Origin of the sequence: Shouchella sp. JSM 1781072 (assembly GCF_041949915.1) — a bacterium.
In the GTDB taxonomy this organism is placed as follows: domain Bacteria; phylum Bacillota; class Bacilli; order Bacillales; family Bacillaceae_D; genus Shouchella.
In genome coordinates, this window is the sequence record NZ_JBHFQE010000002.1 from 358160 (window position 1) to 379223 (window position 21064).

Genomic DNA, 21064 nt, shown 5'->3' on the forward strand with positions numbered 1-21064 from the left:
TTTTTTGTGCATATCCTTTACAAATTGTACAGGAAGGGGCAGGAATTGCATGTTTACTTGGCGGTCTTACACAATCATGATTTTAATTGTCTTATTAAGCTCTGCTGTCCTTCTATTTAACCTTTTAGCGCAGAGTAGGAGTGGCGAAGTTTATCCGATTCTGTTTCATCTTTATCTTGCTTTTATTCCTGTTTGTTTCTTTGCAACAGGTTGGATAATTGGGACATGTAGAGGGTCGACGGAAAACAAATGGGTACCTCTTTCCGCAACCGCTCTACTCTTTATATACGCTATCGTTATTCTCCATTCAACCATGCGTTTTTTCTTATCGCTTATATAGAGCCATTCTTTGAAATAACTGGAGACTCAACTTGAACGGATTCTGGATACTTTACACCCATGCCAGTATTTAAACAAATGACCACGTCATCTTCTTTTAACCAACCTGTTTGTACAAGTTGCTTTGCCGCTGCGAATGTTGCAGCCCCTTCTGGACATAAAAAAGCGCCCTCTAGCTGTGCGACTACTTGTTGTTCATGTAAAATATCTTCATCTGAAAGAGCAATTGCGCACCCGTTGGTTTCATAAATCGCCTCAAGAACGAGAAAATCCCCGATCGCTTTCGGAACATTAATGCCGAATGCAGCGGTATGAGCATTCTCGAAAAACGTTGATTCGGTACGTCCCTCATGAAAAGCATCCACAATTGGCGCACATCCCTCTGCTTGCACAGCAACAAGTCTCGGCATCTCACCTTTCACCCAACCAATCGTACGCAGTTCTTGAATCGCTTTGTATATACCGATTAATCCTACTCCCCCACCTGTTGGATAAAGTATGACATCCGGTAATGTCCATTTGAGTTGCTCGCAAATCTCTAATCCCATTGTTTTCTTGCCTTCAATTCGATACGGTTCTTTTAACGTGGACGCGTCATAGTACCCGTATGTACGAATAGCTTCCGCAACAACTTTGCCAGCATCACTTATCAAGCCATCAATTAACGTTAAATGCCCACCGCTTATCGCAACTTCTTTTCGCGTTATCTCCGGTGCATCTTCTGGCATCACAACATGTGCACGCAATCCAGCTCGTGCCCCATACTGCGCCCATGCAGCTCCCGCGTTCCCATTTGTCGGCATCGCTAATTCTTTGATGCCTAACGCTTTTGCCATTGACACCCCAACCGCAGCCCCTCTAGCTTTAAACGATCCAGTTGGCAATAACCCCTCATCTTTCATGAACAGTTGAGGCAACCCGATTGTCGCTCCATATTGGTGCATCGGTAATAACGGCGTCATTCCTTCTCCAAATGTCACAACGTCTTTTGCTTGTTCAACTGGCAATAAAGGGTGGTAGCGCCATAGAGAGAGCGGCTCTTCTGCTAGAGAATCTTTTGTCCATTCTTGTTTTACTCTTTCTAAATCATACTGTACAAGTAATGGAGAACCACATTCGCACAGATGATGAATATCTCCTTTTTCATAACTTTGCTTACATTTCGGACATTGCAAGTGCGTCATATAGCTATACATATTATTCCTCCCTGTTTTTTTCAGTTTAAAAAATCCTCCATGAAAGAGTCAAGAATAATCTGTCTTTCATGCACCGATTCGTTTTTCTTATCATTTAGGATTATAAAGATGGATTATTCAAATCAGCATGAACACGATACAATACATGTAATGACTAGCCATGATTGGAGCTGACTCGTATGTTTATTTCGATTTTTTTAGAAGTGATTTTCCCTATTCTTGTTTTAATGGCTCTAGGAGTGTTCTTACAAAGAAAATATTCATTTAAATTAACGCCATTCTCGACTTTATTAACCGTCTGTTTCATGCCTGCTTCCATTTTTTTGAACTTATATCGCGTTGACATTGATCTCATCGTGCTATCACAAATCCTGCTTTATTTACTTTTATTCACCGTGGTGATGATGATTGTTGGGCAACTCGTTTCATGGATTTTTCGTTTAAATGGCGGAGAAGCAGTTGTCTTTAAAAACAGCATTTCTTTAATGAATTCAGGAAACTACGGCTTACCTGTCAGTCAGATGATTTTTAGCGCGAATCCTCTTGGGGTAACGATTCAAATCTTTGTGCTTGTCTTCCAAAATATCCTTACTTATTCATACGGTTTGTATAACCTTTTATCTGCTACAAAATCGCTGAAAGCCATTATACTCTCATTTTTAACGATGCCGATTATTCATGCCTTAATTCTTGGAATTCTTTTTCAAAGCTTCAGCATTCCATTACCTAGCTTTATTGAAACGCCATTGGACTATCTCGCGAATGGATTTATTGCACTCGCTCTTATCTTACTTGGTGCTCAATTGGCAACAATAAAATTTGGCTTGTTTCATCGCGTCGTAACGTTGTCGATTATTGGACGCCTTCTCGTCGGTCCCACAATCGCCTTACTCATCATCTTCTTACTTGACTTAGATGGAATTGTTGCTCAATCCCTTTTCATCGCCAGCTCATTTCCAACATCAAGGAACACAGCGACCCTAGCTCTCCAGTACAATGTTGAACCAGAGCTCCATGCACAAGCCGTCCTTTACACGACCCTGTTTAGCTGTTTCACCGTTACAGGTGTTGTCTCCCTCTCAATGGTCTTGTTTTAGAAAAGAAAATTAGGATGTGAGATGGCGGGAGCTTCTCCATATTTATAAGCTTTTATTCAAAAGTTGGAAATCTGAAATTTAGCCAGTTGCAACCATTCAGATCTATAATAATGAAATTGGCGACGACTTCTACGGGAACAGCACGTGTCCGAAGACATGAAGCGGGTTTTGCGCAATGGCTGAGGCCGTGCCCGAGAAAAGCGTTCGCTAATTTCAGACCCTTATCTAATAGCATTAAATTTTTCTATGAATCTATGTAATTCTGTATTCTACTCTTTCATTTCATTATTTGTTAAGCTTATCATATCGACGGAAACTTGCTCACTGAAGGAGGACGCCAGTGATACTTATACGAGATATGAACAAAAGCGATATCAATGAGATTCGCGCACTCGCCACAAAGACGTGGAAAGCAACGTATACACCCCAAATACCAGATGATATCCAAAAGAAAGTCATCCGTGATGCGTATTCAACTCAAGAAATGAATCGTCGCTTCCGCTTATCGATTAATTTAGTTGCGGAGGAGGACGGTGTGATTGTCGGCTACGCCTTTTTTTCTCGTGAAAAAGGCGCAGAGCACAACGCTTACCTTGAATCCCTTTATGTCGACCCAGATTGCCAAGGAAAAGGAATCGGAAAATCTCTATTATACCGAGGATTAGAGCGATTTAATCATCCTGATTATTGTCGCTTAATTGTTTATAAAGGAAACAACAGCATCCATTTTTATTACAAAGAGGGCTTTCAACAACTTAAAGAGCGCGAAGGCGATTTTTTTGGACACCCTGTTGTGTTAATTGAAATGAAAAAACAGATAGCCCCAACAATAACATTCAAATAAAAGGAGACGATTATGAAAAAAACGCTTATAAAAGGTGGAACCATTTTACCTATAACGAAAAGCCACCCTTCTTATTACCAAGCTGATCTTTTGATAGAAGGTACAAAAATAAGCAAAATCGAGTCGAGCATAGACATAGAAGATGCGGAGGTAATTGATGCTTCCGACATGATTGTTATGCCGGGTTTTGTTGATACACACCGACATACATGGGAATCAATGATTCGTAATATTGGCGCTGATTGGTCCCTGCAAACGTATTTAGGTACCATTTATTATGGAGGAATCGGTTCACAGCGTCGTCCACAAGATGATTACATCGGCAATTTATTTGGCGCACTAGAAGCGTTAGATGCTGGAGTGACAACCATTTTAGATTGGACGATGATCAATTCAATTGAACACGCTGAAGAAAGCATTCGCGGTCTTCAAGATTCCGGCATCCGTGCCGTATTCGCTTACGGGGCACCAGGTGATGGGGAATATTGGAACAATGATAGTACGCTAACTCATACAAAAGATGCCAAGCGAATTCAGTCCGAACATTTCACTTCGACCGATCAACTGCTGACATTAGGATTAGCCATTCGTGGCCCTGAATTTAGTGCTTGGGATACGGCGGTTACTGAGATTAACACAGCAAGAGAGATGGGCATTCTTGCTACGATGCATTTAGGTTTTGGCACATGGGGACGAACAGCCCGTTCAATTGAACGGTTAGATGATGCGGACTTGCTTGGAAAAGATTTAAACTTTACCCACATGAACCGTGTTACAGACGAAGCGATGAAGCGAATTGCTGCAAAAGGTGGCAGTATCTCCGTCACGCCTGAAGTAGAAATGATGATGGGACACGGGTATCCAGCTACTGGACTCGCACTTGAAAATGGCGTCAAACCGACATTAGGTGTGGATGTTGTGACTTCTACAGGAGGCGATATGTTTGCACAAATGAAATTCGCTTTACAAGCCGAACGTGCCCGCGTCAATGAACGATTACTTGATGAAGGCACCATGCCTGGACCTGACTTGCACATTAGCGCCAAGCAAATCCTTGAGTTTTCCACAATCGAAGGCGCAAAAGCGCTTTTACTTGACCACAAGGTTGGTAGTCTTGAAGTTGGAAAAGAAGCCGATTTGATTCTTCTTAACAAAAAAGACTTGAATTTAAGTCCTATAACCGATCCGATTGGAGCTGTTGTTCAAACCGCTCATACTGGTAATGTCGACTCTGTCTTCGTTGCTGGAAAAGCAGTAAAACGAAACGGAAAGCTATTGTTTGGCAACCTTGATGCACTGCGTGAACAACTCTATGACGCACAGGCCCACGTCCTCGCCCAAACTAAAACAACATAACGCGAAAGCCTCCCCGCTGTAGGGAGGCTGTTTTTGTGGATAACCAATAGAAAACGGATTCATTTTCCACAGTTTTCCGACTTATCTACATCCTTTATACACATATGAACAACCACATTGTCTACTTGTAACTCGTTATCCACATTCATCCACTAATCATTCATGGGCTAGAATACTAAATAGGAGCGAATCTCTCCAATGATCTTTTGCCCAAAGATTTTCTCTTAATCTTCCTTCTTGCTGCATACCTAGCCGTAACATAAGCTTTGCTGAAGCCTCGTTATTTGGATCGCACGTTCCATAAATCCGATGCAGCTGAAGCTCCTCAAAGCCAAACCGCAACATCCTTTTTGCTGCTGTCGAAGCAAACCCTTTTCCCCAATAGTCTGGATGTAAAATATAAGAGATTTCACCATTACTCTTGCTGCGAACGTTTAATTCAGTCACGCCAATGGTTTTCCCTTCTTGTTTAATGGCACGTGCATAACGAGTACGAGGCTCTTCTTGTTGACTTTTTAAAATGCCGTTCAAATAAGCTTTTGTCTCCTCTTCCCGCATCGTTTCCCATGGCTGATAACGACTAACAATTGAAAGAGACGCATAGGCGTGAATGTCTTTCCAGTCCTCATATGTAAGTTCTACTAAGTCGATGTCCCTGCTCAACATGAACTCCTCCATTCCATATATTAAAAAAAGCCTTATCGGCTCTACTAATTATGAAAAACGATCTCTTTAACGATTAATAGCCTTGCTTTCTTCTAAGTTGAAAGGCGTAGCGTCTTAGCTTGGATGTCACTTCATTCTCATGCTGACAGGCATCACAGTACACATAATGTGCAGTTGCGATATACGCTTTTAACACATAATTTGATAAGATTTTCGGGTTTCCGCAATGTTCGCAAAACATTAAAATTTTCATTCAGTCTGCCTCCCTCGTATCCCTTCTATACCCATTCTACACAAAAAAACGCACCATTTACAGATGCGTTGCAGTTAAAATTCTTTGCGCTTATAAATGATAAGAGAAACGATGTAGGAGATCACAAATAGAATAAATGTGACTAAAAGGAAGCCAAGAGAAAATAGCGTACTGGCATTCAGTCCAAGATAGATACTATTTCCATCTACAAATCGCGAAAATACAATAGAACTAAGAAAATAAATTCCAATTGCTCCTCCTAATCCCACAAGCATAATCATATCGCTCTTTTCAGTGCCAAAGAAATACGTAAGAGGATACGAGATAATTCCTGATATAAAAACAATGCCAATGATATTTAAAATGCCTACTATATAGTATTCTGTCGGTGCTTGATTAAAAAGTTGTGTCGCAATGAGATACGTCACAACGGCGAAAACGATACCTACTACCATTAATAAGATAAAGAATAGATAATGACTCTGAACTACCCGCGGTCGACTGACGGGCAATGTCGCTACATATTTACTCCAACCTGACTTGGCTTCATGCTTCAACACCTCCAAAGCTGGCGAAACCATAAAAGCAATCGGAATAAATGCCGCTAAGCGATCGAGCATTCCTCGTTCAAAAAATACGAGTAACAAAACTGGTACAACAAGGCTTAACGCGGCATATACCCAGATGGATTTCTCTACACTATAATATTGATTCATCATTAATCCTTTCATGCTTTTACCCCTTTCATTAAAATGAGTGTCATATCGTCAATCGTTGATGATCCCTTTTTTATCGTAGATGGAATCACATCCTTATCTGACACAAGCACTTCTATGCCACCCTCTTTTTTTCGATACGCGACAATTGCTTCTTTTGGTATGGATGCCATTTCTTCTTCACTACATAACAAGACTCCATAAGAAGTTAGAAACGTCTCTTTATTGATAGCGAGCAGCACCTCTCCACCTTTAATAAAAATTAATTCATCTGCAATTTTCTCAATATCACTTGTAATATGAGAAGACATGAGAATGGATCGTTCCCCATCGCTGACAAATTCCTGCAACACTTGTAGAAGATCCTCTCGTCCACTTGGGTCAAGTCCTGCGGTCGCTTCATCAAGCAATAGGAGCTTTGCGTTATGTGACAAAGCAACTGCCATCGAGACTTTCATCGACATTCCACGAGAAAAGCTACGAATCTTCTTGTTTCTCGGCAAGGAAAATTTCTCGATGTAATTGAAAAAGGTTTCCTTGCTCCATTGTTGATAGATTCCACTAAACACCCGCTCTAACTGCACAACATTTAATTCACTAGGGAGCTGCACACGATCAAACACAACCCCAATCTCTTCCTTCACGATTAACTCATTTTGCTCTCTTTCCTGACCAAATACGTGAATGGTTCCCTGATCTTTTCGTAGTGTTCCTAAAATAGATCCAATTGTGGTTGATTTCCCTGCTCCATTTTCACCAATAAATCCGACAATCGAACCAGGTTGAATGCGGAACGACACATTTTTTAATCCGAATGACGTACCTTTAAATTGTTTATGAAGAGCTTGAACTTCTACTAGTGCGCTCATCTTCTTCCTCCTTATTTTCACCGAATATTCCAACAAAAATAGTGATAACGATTGTCATGACAACCACAATCGTACTAAACGCCGCCATCACATTAAGCTCATAGGAATGAAACAACGCAAAACGATCGATAAACCAGCCTTCTGGAATGACACGATTGATCGTGTTAAATACACGATCATTCCAGTTAGGCATCCAATTCATCCGCTCAAATAGATACAAACAAGCAAAGATTAAACCTAACTAATACCAGATAGGATCAAGGTATGCCATCCATTAACGTGCCATTCTTTTAACAATAGTGCGCTCATTGCAATTCGCCTACTGTATACACCATGATGTCTTCTAACGTGGCTTGTTCCATCACAACTTCATCACCCATCAGTCTCCGAACGAGTCCAGCCTGAGTGGTCAATGCTTCAAACCCTACTGACGTCTCTTTAATCTGCAAAAATAACGCACGAATATCTTTGTCTAGCAACTCTTTTGGCCCTCTAACAATAACATGTCGCTCAAGAATGGCATCCTTTTCTTCGTCAAGGACAATCGAACCATTCGAAAGAAAAAGAATATAATCGGCAATCTGTTCCAAATCTGTCGTGATATGCGTGGAGAAGAATACAGCCTTCTCTTCATCTTGAATCACCTCTTGAAGCAGCTGCAAAATGTCTCTTCGGCTAATCGGGTCCAGTGCTGCTGTTGGTTCGTCAAGAACAATTAACTCCGCATGATGGGAGAGAGCAATCGCAATCGATAATTTCATTCCCATCCCTTTTGATAAATGACCAACCTTATCGTTTAGAGAGAGTTTAAACTGCTTTAAATACGCTTCAAATAAGTCATCGTCCCACTTCACATAGAAATTAGAAATGATCTTTCTCATCCTATCAATGGTCAAATGTTGATAGAGATGGTGATCAGAAAAGACGAATCCAATCCGTTGTTTAATTGCTTTATTGCTATCGTCATAAGCCTGATCAAAGACGCTTATTGTACCTGAGTCTGGCTTAAGTAAATTGAGCAGCAACCTAATTATCGTTGATTTTCCCGCACCGTTTGGACCAATAAAACCTGTAATATAGCCTTTTCTTATTGAAAACGAAACATCTTTTAACGTGAAATTTTGAAATGCTTTGTTTACTTGATTGAATGTTGCACTATCTTGCATCACTCCTCCTCCTCATAGAGCATTGCTAGTAACTCTTGAAGTTGAGGGAGGGTAATGTCTAAGCTCTTACTTTCTTTTACGATTTCCGCGAGTCCTTGTTCAACCATCTGCAAACGCCTCTCTTGAATTAAATCATTATTCTGCCCTGCTACAAACGAACCTTTTCCTACATAGGAGATGATAAATCCTTCACGCTCCAGCTCTTCGTACGCACGTTTTGTTGTAATGACGCTAATTTGAAGTTCCTTCGCTAATTTTCGCATCGATGGCAATGGTTCGCCCTCAATCAAAGCACCTTTTAAAATGTTTTGTTTAATTTGCTTTTTGATTTGTATATAAATTGGATCTTGCGACGCATTCGATAAAAGAATGTTCATAATTTACCTCACAATTGTTATCTTTGTATACATTGTACATATACGATATATACAATGTCAATAACTAATGTTTATAAAGATAATTAACAAGGGTTTCCGCTGATCTTGTCGAAAGGTAAAGCATAAGGAGAATATATGATGAAACTTAGACAATTAGCTGTAGCTCTATTGGTTAATGAGAAAAGGGAATTGCTATTTTTACGGAAGAAAAAAGGAGACGCTTTTTTTGCGAACCTTTATTTACCTATCGGTGGACATATCGATGAACACGAACTAAACAATCCCGAAGCCGCTTGTTATCGTGAGATTTTTGAAGAAACTGGCATTACACGTTCATCGATTAGAGACTTACGGTTAGCTTATATCATCCACCGTTTAAAAGAAAAAGAGATTCGGATTCAGTATGTGTTTGTAGGTCAAGTACATGCAAATCAAATCCTCGTCCCAAGTAATGAGGGGGAATTATTTTGGATGAGTATAGACAACTCAACCCTCACTCATAACATATCGGAAACTACCTATGAACTACTAACGCATTTCAAAAAAAATGTCAGCTTAAATGAAGCCATTTTTGTTGGTTCTATGCATGCAGAGAAAGGAAAACCTGCCATTACATGGTCTACCTTAGAAGATTGGGAGCACAAACAATGAATGAACATCTGTGGAAACAAACCTTACAGCAATTGGATTCTTCATTAAAAATTAACGTTCTTACCGTAAATGACACCGGCTGGGATCATACCATTGTTACCGTAAATAATGACACGGTTTTTCGTTTTCCAAAACAGTCAGACAGACAAGCCTTATTGCATAAAGAATGGTCGTTTGTTCGGGCCATCCAACGAACAAATACGATTCTTCCTGTTCCGAAACTATCACCGGTTTACGACGATGCTATACTAATCGCACTCACTTACCCACTCATTAATGGCACTCCATTACGCAAAGTAGAGAACATAACAACACTTTCCCAAGAGGATTGTAGAAAATTGGGACACTTTTTATCAGCCATACATGGGATTCATCCTTCTGATCTTGAAGGCTTTGAGCGCCTTCACACCCTGACTTTTTGGAGTGACCTTTATTCATCCTTGCAAGCTGAGGTTTACCCATTTTTAAATGTTGACTTAACGATGCACATTGATGACGTTTTTCAGTCTTTTTTGCGTCATTCTCATACATACCTCGACGGTCAAACTGTACCAATTCACGGCGATTTAACAACATCCAATATGATTTACAATGTAGGTAATAAAAAACTTGCTGGGATTATTGACTTTACTGATGCACAATTAGGAGATCCAGCTTTTGATTTTGCTGGTTTGTATTGGACTTATGGCTCTGACATTGTTAAACAAGTATTGAGTCATTATCAAACCACCCTGTCGAAAGAAGCGATGCTTTATAGAATTGAGCACTTTTATGGTTTACAACCGTTGTTTCATCAACTTCTTCATCTTCAAAATCATCATCGATTAGACGAAGCTCAACCAGCTATAGAACGATTTTTAGCGTTAAAAGATAGGAGTTTTTTATGAAGTATAAGGTCATTTTTTTTGATGTGGATGGAACACTTACCGATCATCAAACCGGGGAAATTCAAGCGTCCACAAGAAGGGCTATACGCGCTTTACAGCGCAAAGAGATTCTTGTTGTTGCCGCAACAGGAAGGCCCTTATCGATGTGTGAAGAATTAAGAGAGTTAGGCATCACAACATTTATTACCGCCAATGGCGGGCTTGTCACCCACCATGATGAAGTGATTTATTACACGAGTATGAACGAAAAAACCGTTCTGGCGATCGAAACATTTGCATGGGAGCACCAGCACGCTTTATCCTTTTACAGCCAAGACTTCCACATGAACGGCGTCAAAAATGAAGCGGTCCATCAAGCTTTAAAAGAGACGTTATCCCTTACAACCTATCCATCAATTAGATCTAATCATGCAAAGGAACCGATTCACTTACTATGTCTATTTGCAGACGAAGCAACCGAACACTTGTATAAATCTTCATTTCCCGACCTCCATTTTAGACGCTGGCATCCTTATATTTTAAATGTGTTGGAAGAACCGATCGACAAAGCACTGGCGCTTAATAGCGTATTACGTTATTTTAACTTGGAGCATTCTCAAACAATTGCCTTTGGCGACGGCAATAATGACATTGATATGCTTTCTCTTGCATCAATTGGAGTCGCTATGGAAAACGGTTCAGAGGAACTAAAACGAATCGCTAATTACGTAACAAAACCAGCGGCAGAAAACGGTATTGAACTAGCGTTAAAGCATTTTCATCTCATTGAGTAATTGACTGTACGTCATTAATCGTTACACTTAATCAATTTTTTAAGAATTCTTCTATTCAGTCTGTCTGCTGATTTAAACGATTTCTACATCCGTTTTTATGTTTTATGGCGCTTATTCCCTTTTGACATCCTAGCAATAAAAACACTATACTAGTTTTTTAAGTATAGTTGATAAGGAGACAGATTTATGGAGGCAATTAAAGAGACAGAAAAAGAAACAGGAAACAATAAGCACTATTCAACTCGCAATTTAATCGGACTTATCTTAGGCCCTATACTATTTGCCTTAGTTTATTTCCTTATTCCTGAAAGCGCTTTATCTCATGAGCCGAAAATTGTACTCGGTGTAACACTCTTAGTGGCTACATACTGGGTAACGGAACCGATTAATATGGCCGCCACCGCCCTTTTGCCACTCGTTCTAATTCCTGCATTTAACGGCGTCGAAATCGGGTCAATTGCACCAGCTTATGGTAGCTCCGTCATTTTCATGTACGGTGGTGGGTTTGTTATTGCGCTGGCTATTCAAAAATGGAACTTACATAGACGCATAGCGTTAAACATTATCAAAATGATTGGGACAAAAAGTAACCGAATTATACTCGGTATTTTACTCGCAACTGCCGCCATATCAATGTTTGTCTCGAACGCGGCAACCGCGCTAATGATGCTTCCCGTTGCGGTCGCCTTAATTAATGAAGTAAAAGATAAACAGATACTTAAAGGTAAAAATTTCGAATTTTTCTCAAAAGGGATCTTACTAGCGGTTGCTTACGCTGCAACAATTGGTGGACTCGCCACACTCGTTGCAGCAGTACCAAACGCACTCCTTGCAGGGATCGCTTCTTCCCAGCTTGATCGTACCGTAACATTTGCTGAATGGCTTATGTTTGCAGGACCAGTAGCGCTCGTCTTACTCATTATCGTCTATTTCTACCTTACGAAAATACAATTCAAAGTAGATGCAGAAGGTGAAGATACAGAAAGTACAATGGCTTTTATTAAAGAAGAAATAAAAAAGCTCGGAAAGTTTACATCTGATGAAAAAAAAGTTGCGGTTGTGTTTTCTATTACAGTCTTACTATGGACGCTATCACCTTTTATTTCAGCACTTGGATTTATACCCGGCAACGTCGGAGAATTTTTTGATAACTTAAATGATGCAACGATATCCGTATTCGGTGCCCTGTTACTCTTCTTCATTCCGAGTTCCCAAAAAGGCGAACGAATACTGGAATGGGCAGATATGAAAGACCTCCCTTGGGGAATCCTCATTCTGTTTGGTGGCGGTATGGCCATCGCAGCTGCTTTTGGTGAATCGGGCCTAAATGAATCAATTGGAAATGTACTTCAAATGCTCCAAGGTATGGAATACATTTTTGTACTATTGCTTCTAGTTGTGTTTGTACTCGGTATTACAGAAATTCTATCAAATACCGCAGTTTCAAACTTAATTCTACCTCTTACGGTCGGACTTGGGATCGCCTTAGGAATCGATCCTTTACCACTTATGGCCGCCGCCGCACTGGCAGCAGGTTCATGCTACATGTTGCCCGTTGCTACACCTCCGAATACCGCAGTATTCAGCGCAGGCTATCTCGCAGTCGGCGACATGGCGAAAGCAGGAGTTTGGTTAAACATCGCCTCCATTATTGTTATAACCGGAGCCGTCTACTTCTGGATGCCAATCGTATTTGGATTATAAGACGAACAGCCCTATTCAGAACGCTGAATAGGGTTGTTGTTATGATTAAAGAATGCGATTGAAGAAAAAATTCGAGCTCGAATCAACCTTTATAATTTCAATCCCGAACTCACAAGGAGTGCGATCATACCTGTTGTAATAAATTTAAGCAGATCCATATTTCAATCCACGCACTCACAAGGAGTGCGATCCACGGCTCTTTTCCACCTTGCCCAAACGATCATTATTTCAATCCACGCACTCACAAGGAGTGCGATAGGGCGCGACGGAGAGCGATCGCCATTCCGATATATTTCAATCCATGCACTCACAAGGAGTGCGATGTAGTCCTCTTTTCAAGCGCTAATTATTTTATTATTTCAATCCACGCACTCACAAGGAGTGCGATATGTACTTAGGAGGAGATTCAATCACCGCTTTAGGATTTCAATCCACGCACTCACAAGGAGTGCAATGCCGATACTCCTACGCTTTTATTTTAACTAACATTTCAATCCACGCACTCACAAGGAGTGCGATAGTTTCGTCATCTCGCGTTTCCATTCGCGGTTCAATTTCAATCCACGCACTCACAAGGAGTGCGATGGGACAAAATAACAACAAAAGGCGGTAATCGAATATTTCAATCCACGCACACAAGGAGTGCGATAAGTTGTCATTGTGTGCTGGGTCCAGAAGTTGATATTTCAATCCACGCACTCACAAGGAGTGCGATCCAAGGCTGGTCGATCTCGTTCCTGGTGTTTCGGATTTCAATCCACGCACTCACAAGGAGTGCGATAGCAAACTTCTCAAATTTAATTGATTGCTCTAAAATTTCAATCCACGCACTCACAAGGAGTGCGATAAACGTTATGGTTCGCGCTTGGGAGATTGCTAAGATTTCAATCCACGCACTCACAAGGAGTGCGATTGAGGATCGAGTCGCCATCGTCGCGTTATTCTTCGATTTCAATCCACGCACTCACAAGGAGTGCGATTACCGAAAACCTTTCTAGCATTCTTTAAAAAACATATTTCAATCCACGCACTCACAAGGAGTGCGATCCATTCGTTGGCGTAGACTTAGACCACTGTATCATTTCAATCCACGCACTCACAAGGAGTGCGATCGGGAATTGCTGGCACCTTATAGACGCGAAGCAATTTCAATCCACGCACTCACAAGGAGTGCGATGAACATTGGGCTCCGACAACAGAAACAATTGTGAAATTTCAATCCACGCACTCACAAGGAGTGCGATGACCAGCACATAGAGCGATAAATAAATCAGTACGATTTCAATCCACGCACTCACAAGGAGTGCGATCGCCGAACCTAAGTCAATCGATGAGCAAAGGATTATTTCAATCCACGCACTCACAAGGAGTGCGATAATAGATCATTAATCCATATCCGTCCTCTTAGTATTTCAATCCACGCACTCACAAGGAGTGCGATCAAAGCCTGTTTTAATCGTCTCAATAGGTGTAATTATTTCAATCCACGCACTCACAAGGAGTGCGATGTTGAGTTGGAGCCAGAGCAAGCGAGACAGATGAAAATTTCAATCCACGCACTCACAAGGAGTGCGATGATGATTATTATCGTGTACGTGTTGAGCAAGCAATTTCAATCCACGCACTCACAAGGAGTGCGATCATCGTTGAGCGGTCATCTTCATAGTCAGTAGGATTTCAATCCACGCACTCACAAGGAGTGCGATCTTCTCGGGAGAAGGTTTGATACTTCTGGGGAATTTCAATCCACGCACTCACAAGGAGTGCGATATAACGCAGGCAGACGAAGTTAAGGACGCAGAGGATATTTCAATCCACGCACTCACAAGGAGTGCGATGTTGTTGCAGATAATATAAAAGCAGGTAAAGAAATTTCAATCCACGCACTCACAAGGAGTGCGATGAATATCAGATTTCTTCCTATATATATGTGTGCATATTTCAATCCACGCACTCACAAGGAGTGCGATGATTAATTAATTGATTAGCTACTCGATTAAGAGGATATTTCAATCCACGCACTCACAAGGAGTGCGATGACCAAGTTATCTAATACTTACGAAGTAGAACTGATTTCAATCCACGCACTCACAAGGAGTGCGATAATACATGAGCATTACGCTTAGTCTTGAGCAAAATTTCAATCCACGCACTCACAAGGAGTGCGATTTAAATGCAGTCGAGAAATTATATTCGCATACGATTTCAATCCACGCACTCACAAGGAGTGCGATGGACGTTCCTGTGGCTCATAGACAGAATCACGGATATTTCAATCCACGCACTCACAAGGAGTGCGATTTTAAGCTTATTGACTTCGTATCTTAACGCTTCATATTTCAATCCACGCACTCACAAGGAGTGCGATCAAGGTTGGCTCCTTACGGTTACAAAGTCAATAAAATTTCAATCCACGCACTCACAAGGAGTGCGATACGGTCAACATTAAATAATGATACAAAAACAAAGATTTCAATCCACGCACTCACAAGGAGTGCGATACATTATTTTCTTTAATTTGGCTAATTAATGTAAATTTCAATCCACGCACTCACAAGGAGTGCGATAGCGAAATAAGGCCAAAAACAACCTCATTACACTAAAAATCACAAAAAATAGAACCAAAAAACGAACTTAAAATCAACTTCTATTACATACTATCACACATTCACCTCAAAATCTGGTGCGGGTCTCCTAGGGAGTTTATGTTCGCTTAGGGTCCGCACCTGTTAGAAGATGAGTGGGTCTTCTATTTGCAAAGAAGGTTTTGCGCCAACATGTTCAACCTTGTTCTTATAGTTATTCCCTAATCGATAAAAACGTAAGCTATCGTTTTCGGGATCAATAATTTCGAACAGCTCATGTTTTAGAATCGCAAGTTGGGTCGCATCTAGTACACATTCAAACACAGAGTTTTGCACACGTTGTCCATAGTTTTGACACGATTTCGATACTCGTCGTAGCCTTTTTGTACCGCCTGGACTTGATGTTTTGACATCGTATGTAATCAATACGAGCATACTTCACCTACTTCCATAGAAATGAAGGATATTCATCTAAATCACCGCGTAAATGCCTTGCTAGAAGAAGAGCTTGTGCGTATGGCACAAGTCCCCAAGCGATTTTTTCTCCTAAGTATGGGTGCGTAATGGTTTCTTGCTTCTTTTCTTGCCATGCTTTTAAGAAAGTTTTACGGGCTTCATCACTCATTAAGACAGCTCCGCTTTCTTTTTGATAAAAGCTTTTTTCTGTAAGAATCTTTTTATTAATAACAGATAAAACAAAGCGGTCCGCATAAACGCCTCGTAGTTCTTCCATGACATCCAATGCTAACGATGCTCTTCCTGGTCGATCTTGGTGCATAAAACCTACATAGGCATCGAGTCCGACCGTTTCTAAAGCCGCTGCTGTGTCATTAGCCAGTAATGTATAAGCAAACGAGAGCATCGCATTTACATTATCTTTGGGTGGTCGCCTTGAACGATTGTGAAAATAAAATGCCTCTTTTTGTTGGAGTATCATTTGATTAAACACTTTGTTATACGTAATCGCAGCTTGGCCTTCCCATCCACGTAAACTCTCTAAATTTGTACACTGCCGTACTTCTAACAGAATTTTGCTCAGGAGGCTAGATGTTGTCTTAAAATCTGCTACATCAATTCTTAACGGATGCTCCCGCGTCATTCGCTCAAGAATCCATTTCTGGTTATACACTTTCCCCGTAATAAAGTTACGTGCAATTTTGGTTGAAGCTTCTTCTGAATCAGATAGTCGATATTGGGTTTTTCTTAAAACCACGTTTCCCCTGCTTTCACCAATTACGCGTGCAAGGAAACGGCCATTTTTTGTTAGAAACGTAATGGCAATGCTGCGATCCGCACAGTAACCCATTAGCGCTGGACTAGCACCTGTATAACCAAAACTAACGATCGATTCAACATTGTGAAGAGGCACCCTACCAAGCCTTTGGTCATCTTTCAATAATACAATATTATCGCCATCAAGGGAGAGGTAAACGTCAGGCTGTGTGACAAATAATGTGTTTAAAAGTTTTCTCATTCGGCCAGTCTCCCATCAATATAGCGCTTCACCGTTTGCTTATTCATTAATTTCGGTAAGCAGATGTGTTGGAGAGAGCAGCTTTTACAGAAGTCACCTGTTTTTACTTTTGGCGTATGCCTTCTTCTATAATAATCGTGCATTTCAATTGCAATGTTACGCACATGCTGTTTTAACGTCTCAGTAATGGGAACCTCTACCCGGTGTTTAATTTCGTTATAAAAAAGATAGCCAACACTTACATCACAGACGAGCATGTCTTCTAAGCAAATCGCTTGAGCTGCTAGTTGCACAACATCCTCGTCTCCTTTTTTAGGTTTTCCTCTTTTGTACTCGACAGGGAAAGGAAGATACGTGCCGTCAATCCCATGTATCGACACGCCATCTTTACTTGCATGAAATTCAACAACATCACATATTCCGCTTAGCTTTAATTCGTGGGATTGGATTGGCATTCCACGAACAATTAGCTTCTCTCCACGCTTTTCCTTGATAAACGGTTGATCTGCTTTTTTATGAAGATGTTGACCTTCAATTGTCTTCACATTTTCTTCCCATTGTTGCTCAATATGAATAAGCGCCCATTGACGTTTACAGAATTGAAAGTGCTGCAAACCTGATAACATCAGGTATTCATCTTCATTATTGACCATCGAGTATTTCTGGTGTTAACCCTTCTAAATCATGTAACTCTACTGCATAGTTTTCTTCATTAAAAGCGGATGGCGTTTCCGTTTTCGCATTAATTTGCAAAGAACGATGAACTTTTGCTGAAGAATATTGTCCGAGTTTAGAAGAGTGTTCCCACCAGTAGACATTATGCACTTCCATACTGCCGTCTGGACGAGCGGAAGAACTATCATTTTCAAAAAGAGTTACGAGCGCTTGCTTGATTTTCTCAGCGTCTTCGTATGTAAAGCCTGTTTTTTCCGCAAGCTGAGTATTAATGCTTCCTTTAAATACATAGACACCAAAGTCTACGCGGTGCTTCATGCCCATCGTGTCTGAACTTCTTGTATCGCTTGTAACAGAATTCACGCTTTTGGTGATTTGCGTGCTGACAATATCGATTGGGTCAATGCTTGTTGCTGTTTGAATAGACACAGGTCCACGTACACCTACTGATAAATTTGACCCTTTAAACGCGAATACTTGACCAAAACTTCTTACGTCAACCCACTCATTACATGCGATGGTTGCAAACTCATCCGCGGCAGGATTTTTCGCTTTTAAAATTTTCGCCAAGTCACTATTCGAGTCTGCTCGATCACGTAAACTTTTAAATCCATCTGTTTTGCGATCATCGGACTGAACAAAAACAGCTTCTCCTAAATCTTGCAGACGGTTACGAATCTTTCTTTTGATCGCCACGTCAGAGATTTCTCCATACCCATCGTAGTTTTGCCTTGGCCGGTTCCCATTAAGCGGGTCTCCATTAGGGTTCGCTTTTGATACAGACAACACTACAGCAAAATCAATTTTTTTATCTAACGCACTCATACTTCAGTCTCCTCTTCCGTTTTCTTTTTATAAAGCTCACGTCGTTGGCTATAAAAACCTAATAAATACTTCTCATCTAGCGGTTTATTCGTGAAATCTTGAAGGTCAATCGCATCGCCGATTTCATCAATTAATTTCGAATAGCGTGTAACTTTTGTACCTAATTTTGCTTGGTATGGTTGTAAACTGTCTTGAAGAGTTTTCCAAGTTCTTGAAGGATTTTTTGAAAATGAATTCATATAGCGAATCGCATTCGTCGCTCGTTTCTCATCTCTTCCGAGGGCACTTCTTTCTAACACATCCGCTACTGCCAATAACCGCCCAAATAGATAACTGCGATCTGTCGTTTCTTCATTTAACGCCACTTGCCAGTCCTCCTTAATGTACATTTTCCGAACAAGGGCACACGTAATACTTAACGTCTTTTCCCATTCCCATTTCTCCATCGCAACTGGGTTAGACGCTCTGTTCACGGCGCTCTTCACAATATCTTTTTGAATCGACCGTTCATCGATAATACATGGCAATAAGCGTTCCATTGCCCCTTTAATCACCTTGTCACTTGCTCTTGGTCCATATGCAGCCCATGCGATATCTCTTGTAGCTGGTGCCCCATAAAACGAGATTCTTTTTCCGCTGTCATTTTTCCTAAAATGATGCTCCCACGCACAGCTCTTGTGCCAACTTTCCAAACGATTTAGATAAAGCTCTTTATTAATATTTCTATAGTAAAGAACAGCCATCCTTCCCGTCGTGGCAGAATCAAGGGTGAGGAAATTAACATCTAATTTGTAATCAAAGTCATGACGAAATCCGCCAATCGCTTTACTTACTTCTTTTGCAACTCCCTCTCCCGTAACGGCTTCTGTTTCTTCTTCCTCGTCATCGTCGTAAAAAAAACTGGCTGCATCTGCGCCTGGATCTGGCAATGATTCATCATTATTTGCCCAAGTAAGAAATACCCTATCATCAATCGCCTTACCTTGTTTCACAATGAGCCATTTCAACGCATTATGGGCCTTTTGAGAAACATCATAGCTAATGCCCATTGCTTCCACGCTCTTATTAAAACGACCGCGAAACGTGAAACCACTTGTATCATTTGCAGAGATTAACTTTGCCTTATCCGCCGCATGACGAATTTTATTGGCGTGTCTCTCTGTTGACGGGGCTACCTCACCTGTCACGAAGCAAATATCCTCATCACTTAGCTGGTCATTATAGAAGGAAGTAAAAGAATCGTACATTTCTTTATCTCGCCAAACATCAATTGTAGATGTTGGTGAAAAAACATTAAAACGAACGAAAGCACTCGTTTGTTCGGTCGTTCCACTTGAAAAGATATCCGGTTTCTCTCCTAAAGACGCCTCTAGTGATTTATCCCATTTTTCAATGAGCTTCCCATTTTTAAGATGCAACACTTTTTCTTTTACTAAGTCCTCAATTAACGAACCCTTCTGCACATACGTATAAATGGCCTTTACTTTATTAGTCGCAAATTCCGATTCGGCCCATGCTTGTAAATTCTTTAGATACGCATTATACGGAATATCATCTGCATTCTTTATTTGGCCACCATATTTCTGGAAATCCCCTGCAACATAGCTTAATTTGTCATGCAACGGATATGGGGCTACTTTCGCACCAGCACGACTAGCTGATTCTTCGGTACATGGAATAAGTGTATTCATTTTCTTCAACGGCATTGCTCGCAAGAAATTCCCTTGATCATCTACAGTCACTTCAATATGTGCATTCTGAGTCGTATGTGAGATAGGTAGTAAGGTATACTCACGATCTTCGCCTCTCGTTTTCCATATCCCCACTTGGCTTTCATTCTTTTCATACGTACGATATAAATTAAGCAACCAGCTCATCTTTTATTCACCTCCTAGCTGTTTAGAAAGTTCATCAACAGATGTAATCGAATCTTGTCCAAACAGTTTTGCTTCCATTTCTTTAATCGGTCTAACAAGTCGACAATCTTCAGGACGATCAAATGTAATGATGCCTCCTGTCATTTCCGCCTGCCATAAGCGTACTTCAAGCATCTTTCTTCCAGTTTCGTCAGGGTAATTGAAACCATGCACCATCGTGCCTAAGTGGTGCGTCTCTTTATCATCATAAGCTCCTATACCGCTACCAAATTCACATGGTTCAACATAAGCCTGACACTCGCGAGTACCAAGAAAGATATCCCGTCGTCCCCCAGCTTTTAAGGAGCGCTGCATAATGCTGTAATGCTTCCCCTCATTCCGGTCAAACTCTAGCTCCGGTCGGTTTTCATTAAACTCAAAATGTGCACGAACTTGATAATGAACGTCTTTTAAATACGTATAATTCGCTAACGTATTTCCCCCGCTATATTCGATGGGTCGAATACCTTTTGATTCCATTTGAATCGGCTTCATCACTCGCACTTCATCAACATAATAAAGAATAGTTGGTTTCCAATAGATAGACTCGCAGATTCCCTTTAGCGCCTGATAGGTTGGCACGCTATAAGATAGCTTTTCACCACCAATCTTCGTAAGCGGGTCAGTGAACAAGGCATAATCACCGTAGACCTCAAATTGAATTTCGTTTTTCAATGATTTCACCTCCTTTGGAG

General features: G+C 40.8%; 22 protein-coding genes and 2 CRISPR repeat arrays. Of the genes, 8 read left to right on the forward strand and 14 right to left on the reverse strand.

The annotated features are described in order from the left end of the window. Positions 1-49 precede the first annotated feature (49 nt). Positions 50-340, forward strand: a complete 291-nt coding sequence (locus ACE1TH_RS11250; RefSeq protein ID WP_375078990.1) for a hypothetical protein — start codon at positions 50-52, stop codon at positions 338-340. On the opposite strand, the gene ACE1TH_RS11255 is transcribed toward ACE1TH_RS11250, so the two are convergent. Continuing rightward, positions 333-1535: a threonine synthase gene (locus ACE1TH_RS11255; RefSeq protein WP_375078991.1), complete on the reverse strand. Its 1203-nt coding sequence runs from the start codon at positions 1533-1535 to the stop codon at positions 333-335. The two genes, ACE1TH_RS11250 and ACE1TH_RS11255, sit on opposite strands and share 8 nt — an antisense overlap. A gap of 179 nt (positions 1536-1714) precedes the next feature. Here ACE1TH_RS11255 and ACE1TH_RS11260 point away from each other — a divergent pair, with 179 nt between their 5' ends. From ACE1TH_RS11260 to ACE1TH_RS11270, 3 genes are all read left to right on the forward strand, one after another. Then, a complete protein-coding gene (locus tag ACE1TH_RS11260; RefSeq protein WP_099302570.1) occupies positions 1715-2632 on the forward strand; it encodes an AEC family transporter in 918 nt (305 codons plus the stop codon). 340 nt (positions 2633-2972) lie between these two features. After that, positions 2973-3476 (forward strand): GNAT family N-acetyltransferase, encoded by a 504-nt coding sequence (locus ACE1TH_RS11265; RefSeq protein ID WP_375078992.1) that lies wholly within the window; start codon positions 2973-2975, stop codon positions 3474-3476. Positions 3477-3488: 12 nt separating this feature from the next. Beyond that, positions 3489-4832: an amidohydrolase family protein gene (locus tag ACE1TH_RS11270; RefSeq protein WP_375078993.1), complete on the forward strand. Its 1344-nt coding sequence runs from the start codon at positions 3489-3491 to the stop codon at positions 4830-4832. 156 nt (positions 4833-4988) lie between these two features. Here the strand turns inward: ACE1TH_RS11270 and ACE1TH_RS11275 are convergent, their stop codons facing one another. The 7 genes from ACE1TH_RS11275 to ACE1TH_RS11305 form a co-directional block, all read right to left on the reverse strand. Beyond that, positions 4989-5498: a GNAT family N-acetyltransferase gene (locus tag ACE1TH_RS11275; RefSeq protein WP_375078994.1), complete on the reverse strand. Its 510-nt coding sequence runs from the start codon at positions 5496-5498 to the stop codon at positions 4989-4991. Between the two features lie 73 nt (positions 5499-5571). Further along, positions 5572-5751, reverse strand: coding sequence for a hypothetical protein (locus tag ACE1TH_RS11280; RefSeq protein WP_375078995.1), 180 nt, complete (start codon positions 5749-5751; stop codon positions 5572-5574). A gap of 74 nt (positions 5752-5825) precedes the next feature. Further along, positions 5826-6482, reverse strand: a complete 657-nt coding sequence (locus ACE1TH_RS11285; protein WP_375078996.1) for an ABC-2 transporter permease — start codon at positions 6480-6482, stop codon at positions 5826-5828. Continuing rightward, a complete protein-coding gene (locus ACE1TH_RS11290) occupies positions 6479-7336 on the reverse strand; it encodes an ABC transporter ATP-binding protein (protein ID WP_375078997.1) in 858 nt (285 codons plus the stop codon). The genes ACE1TH_RS11285 and ACE1TH_RS11290 overlap by 4 nt, the downstream gene beginning before the upstream one ends. Then, a complete protein-coding gene (locus ACE1TH_RS11295) occupies positions 7302-7538 on the reverse strand; it encodes a hypothetical protein (RefSeq protein WP_375078998.1) in 237 nt (78 codons plus the stop codon). The genes ACE1TH_RS11290 and ACE1TH_RS11295 overlap by 35 nt, the downstream gene beginning before the upstream one ends. A gap of 103 nt (positions 7539-7641) precedes the next feature. Next, positions 7642-8502, reverse strand: coding sequence for a phenol-soluble modulin export ABC transporter ATP-binding protein PmtA (gene pmtA / locus ACE1TH_RS11300; protein WP_375078999.1), 861 nt, complete (start codon positions 8500-8502; stop codon positions 7642-7644). After that, positions 8502-8879, reverse strand: a complete 378-nt coding sequence (locus ACE1TH_RS11305) for a GntR family transcriptional regulator (protein ID WP_375079000.1) — start codon at positions 8877-8879, stop codon at positions 8502-8504. Before ACE1TH_RS11305 ends, pmtA begins: the two co-directional genes overlap by 1 nt. Positions 8880-9014: 135 nt before the next feature. Here ACE1TH_RS11305 and ACE1TH_RS11310 point away from each other — a divergent pair, with 135 nt between their 5' ends. The 4 genes from ACE1TH_RS11310 to ACE1TH_RS11325 all read left to right on the forward strand — a co-directional run bounded on the left by ACE1TH_RS11310 (position 9015) and on the right by ACE1TH_RS11325 (position 12894). After that, positions 9015-9530, forward strand: coding sequence for an NUDIX domain-containing protein (locus ACE1TH_RS11310; protein WP_375079001.1), 516 nt, complete (start codon positions 9015-9017; stop codon positions 9528-9530). After that, a complete protein-coding gene (locus tag ACE1TH_RS11315; RefSeq protein WP_375079002.1) occupies positions 9527-10417 on the forward strand; it encodes a phosphotransferase family protein in 891 nt (296 codons plus the stop codon). The genes ACE1TH_RS11310 and ACE1TH_RS11315 overlap by 4 nt, the downstream gene beginning before the upstream one ends. Beyond that, a complete protein-coding gene (locus tag ACE1TH_RS11320) occupies positions 10414-11190 on the forward strand; it encodes a Cof-type HAD-IIB family hydrolase (protein WP_375079003.1) in 777 nt (258 codons plus the stop codon). Before ACE1TH_RS11315 ends, ACE1TH_RS11320 begins: the two co-directional genes overlap by 4 nt. A gap of 186 nt (positions 11191-11376) precedes the next feature. Beyond that, positions 11377-12894, forward strand: a complete 1518-nt coding sequence (locus ACE1TH_RS11325; protein ID WP_375079004.1) for an SLC13 family permease — start codon at positions 11377-11379, stop codon at positions 12892-12894. 158 nt (positions 12895-13052) lie between these two features. Beyond that, positions 13053-13480: direct repeats of the CRISPR family, unit length 32 nt; unit sequence ATTTCAATCCACGCACTCACAAGGAGTGCGAT. A 97-nt stretch (positions 13481-13577) separates the two neighbouring features. Beyond that, a CRISPR array of direct repeats spans positions 13578-15461; the repeat unit is 32 nt; unit sequence ATTTCAATCCACGCACTCACAAGGAGTGCGAT. Positions 15462-15623: 162 nt separating this feature from the next. Here ACE1TH_RS11325 and cas2 read toward each other — a convergent pair. The 6 genes from cas2 to cas5c are packed head-to-tail and all read right to left on the reverse strand — an operon-like array spanning position 15624 to position 21044. Next, entirely contained in the window at positions 15624-15914 is a 291-nt protein-coding gene (cas2, locus tag ACE1TH_RS11330; protein WP_375079005.1) for a CRISPR-associated endonuclease Cas2, read from the reverse strand. Between the two features lie 7 nt (positions 15915-15921). Next, complete coding sequence (gene cas1c / locus ACE1TH_RS11335) at positions 15922-16953, reverse strand: type I-C CRISPR-associated endonuclease Cas1c (protein WP_375079006.1); 1032 nt, start codon at positions 16951-16953, stop codon at positions 15922-15924. Continuing rightward, positions 16950-17579 carry a CRISPR-associated protein Cas4 gene (gene cas4, locus ACE1TH_RS11340; protein ID WP_375079007.1) on the reverse strand — a complete coding sequence of 210 codons (630 nt, stop codon included), beginning with the start codon at positions 17577-17579 and terminating at the stop codon, positions 16950-16952. The genes cas1c and cas4 overlap by 4 nt, the downstream gene beginning before the upstream one ends. A 16-nt stretch (positions 17580-17595) precedes the next feature. Beyond that, positions 17596-18453, reverse strand: coding sequence for a type I-C CRISPR-associated protein Cas7/Csd2 (gene cas7c, locus ACE1TH_RS11345; RefSeq protein WP_375079008.1), 858 nt, complete (start codon positions 18451-18453; stop codon positions 17596-17598). Further along, positions 18450-20330 carry a type I-C CRISPR-associated protein Cas8c/Csd1 gene (gene cas8c, locus ACE1TH_RS11350; RefSeq protein ID WP_375079009.1) on the reverse strand — a complete coding sequence of 627 codons (1881 nt, stop codon included), beginning with the start codon at positions 20328-20330 and terminating at the stop codon, positions 18450-18452. Before cas8c ends, cas7c begins: the two co-directional genes overlap by 4 nt. A gap of 3 nt (positions 20331-20333) precedes the next feature. After that, positions 20334-21044, reverse strand: coding sequence for a type I-C CRISPR-associated protein Cas5c (cas5c, locus tag ACE1TH_RS11355; protein ID WP_375079010.1), 711 nt, complete (start codon positions 21042-21044; stop codon positions 20334-20336). Between the last annotated feature and the right edge of the window lie 20 nt (positions 21045-21064).

What these genes read in the sequence shown, in the direction of transcription:
- cas4 (WP_375079007.1), bottom strand. Translation starts at nt 17,579, where the DNA reads ATGTTATCAGGTTTGCAGCACTTTCAATTCTGTAAACGTCAATGGGCG.
- cas2 (WP_375079005.1), bottom strand. Translation starts at nt 15,914, where the DNA reads ATGCTCGTATTGATTACATACGATGTCAAAACATCAAGTCCAGGCGGT.
- cas8c (WP_375079009.1), bottom strand. Translation starts at nt 20,330, where the DNA reads ATGAGCTGGTTGCTTAATTTATATCGTACGTATGAAAAGAATGAAAGC.
- ACE1TH_RS11275 (WP_375078994.1), bottom strand. Translation starts at nt 5,498, where the DNA reads ATGTTGAGCAGGGACATCGACTTAGTAGAACTTACATATGAGGACTGG.
- ACE1TH_RS11260 (WP_099302570.1), top strand. Translation starts at nt 1,715, where the DNA reads ATGTTTATTTCGATTTTTTTAGAAGTGATTTTCCCTATTCTTGTTTTA.
- ACE1TH_RS11305 (WP_375079000.1), bottom strand. Translation starts at nt 8,879, where the DNA reads ATGAACATTCTTTTATCGAATGCGTCGCAAGATCCAATTTATATACAA.
- ACE1TH_RS11250 (WP_375078990.1), top strand. Translation starts at nt 50, where the DNA reads ATGTTTACTTGGCGGTCTTACACAATCATGATTTTAATTGTCTTATTA.
- pmtA (WP_375078999.1), bottom strand. Translation starts at nt 8,502, where the DNA reads ATGCAAGATAGTGCAACATTCAATCAAGTAAACAAAGCATTTCAAAAT.
- ACE1TH_RS11295 (WP_375078998.1), bottom strand. Translation starts at nt 7,538, where the DNA reads ATGAATTGGATGCCTAACTGGAATGATCGTGTATTTAACACGATCAAT.
- ACE1TH_RS11325 (WP_375079004.1), top strand. Translation starts at nt 11,377, where the DNA reads ATGGAGGCAATTAAAGAGACAGAAAAAGAAACAGGAAACAATAAGCAC.
- ACE1TH_RS11290 (WP_375078997.1), bottom strand. Translation starts at nt 7,336, where the DNA reads ATGAGCGCACTAGTAGAAGTTCAAGCTCTTCATAAACAATTTAAAGGT.
- ACE1TH_RS11310 (WP_375079001.1), top strand. Translation starts at nt 9,015, where the DNA reads ATGATGAAACTTAGACAATTAGCTGTAGCTCTATTGGTTAATGAGAAA.
- ACE1TH_RS11280 (WP_375078995.1), bottom strand. Translation starts at nt 5,751, where the DNA reads ATGAAAATTTTAATGTTTTGCGAACATTGCGGAAACCCGAAAATCTTA.
- ACE1TH_RS11320 (WP_375079003.1), top strand. Translation starts at nt 10,414, where the DNA reads ATGAAGTATAAGGTCATTTTTTTTGATGTGGATGGAACACTTACCGAT.
- cas7c (WP_375079008.1), bottom strand. Translation starts at nt 18,453, where the DNA reads ATGAGTGCGTTAGATAAAAAAATTGATTTTGCTGTAGTGTTGTCTGTA.
- ACE1TH_RS11315 (WP_375079002.1), top strand. Translation starts at nt 9,527, where the DNA reads ATGAATGAACATCTGTGGAAACAAACCTTACAGCAATTGGATTCTTCA.
- ACE1TH_RS11255 (WP_375078991.1), bottom strand. Translation starts at nt 1,535, where the DNA reads ATGTATAGCTATATGACGCACTTGCAATGTCCGAAATGTAAGCAAAGT.
- cas1c (WP_375079006.1), bottom strand. Translation starts at nt 16,953, where the DNA reads ATGAGAAAACTTTTAAACACATTATTTGTCACACAGCCTGACGTTTAC.
- ACE1TH_RS11270 (WP_375078993.1), top strand. Translation starts at nt 3,489, where the DNA reads ATGAAAAAAACGCTTATAAAAGGTGGAACCATTTTACCTATAACGAAA.
- ACE1TH_RS11285 (WP_375078996.1), bottom strand. Translation starts at nt 6,482, where the DNA reads ATGAAAGGATTAATGATGAATCAATATTATAGTGTAGAGAAATCCATC.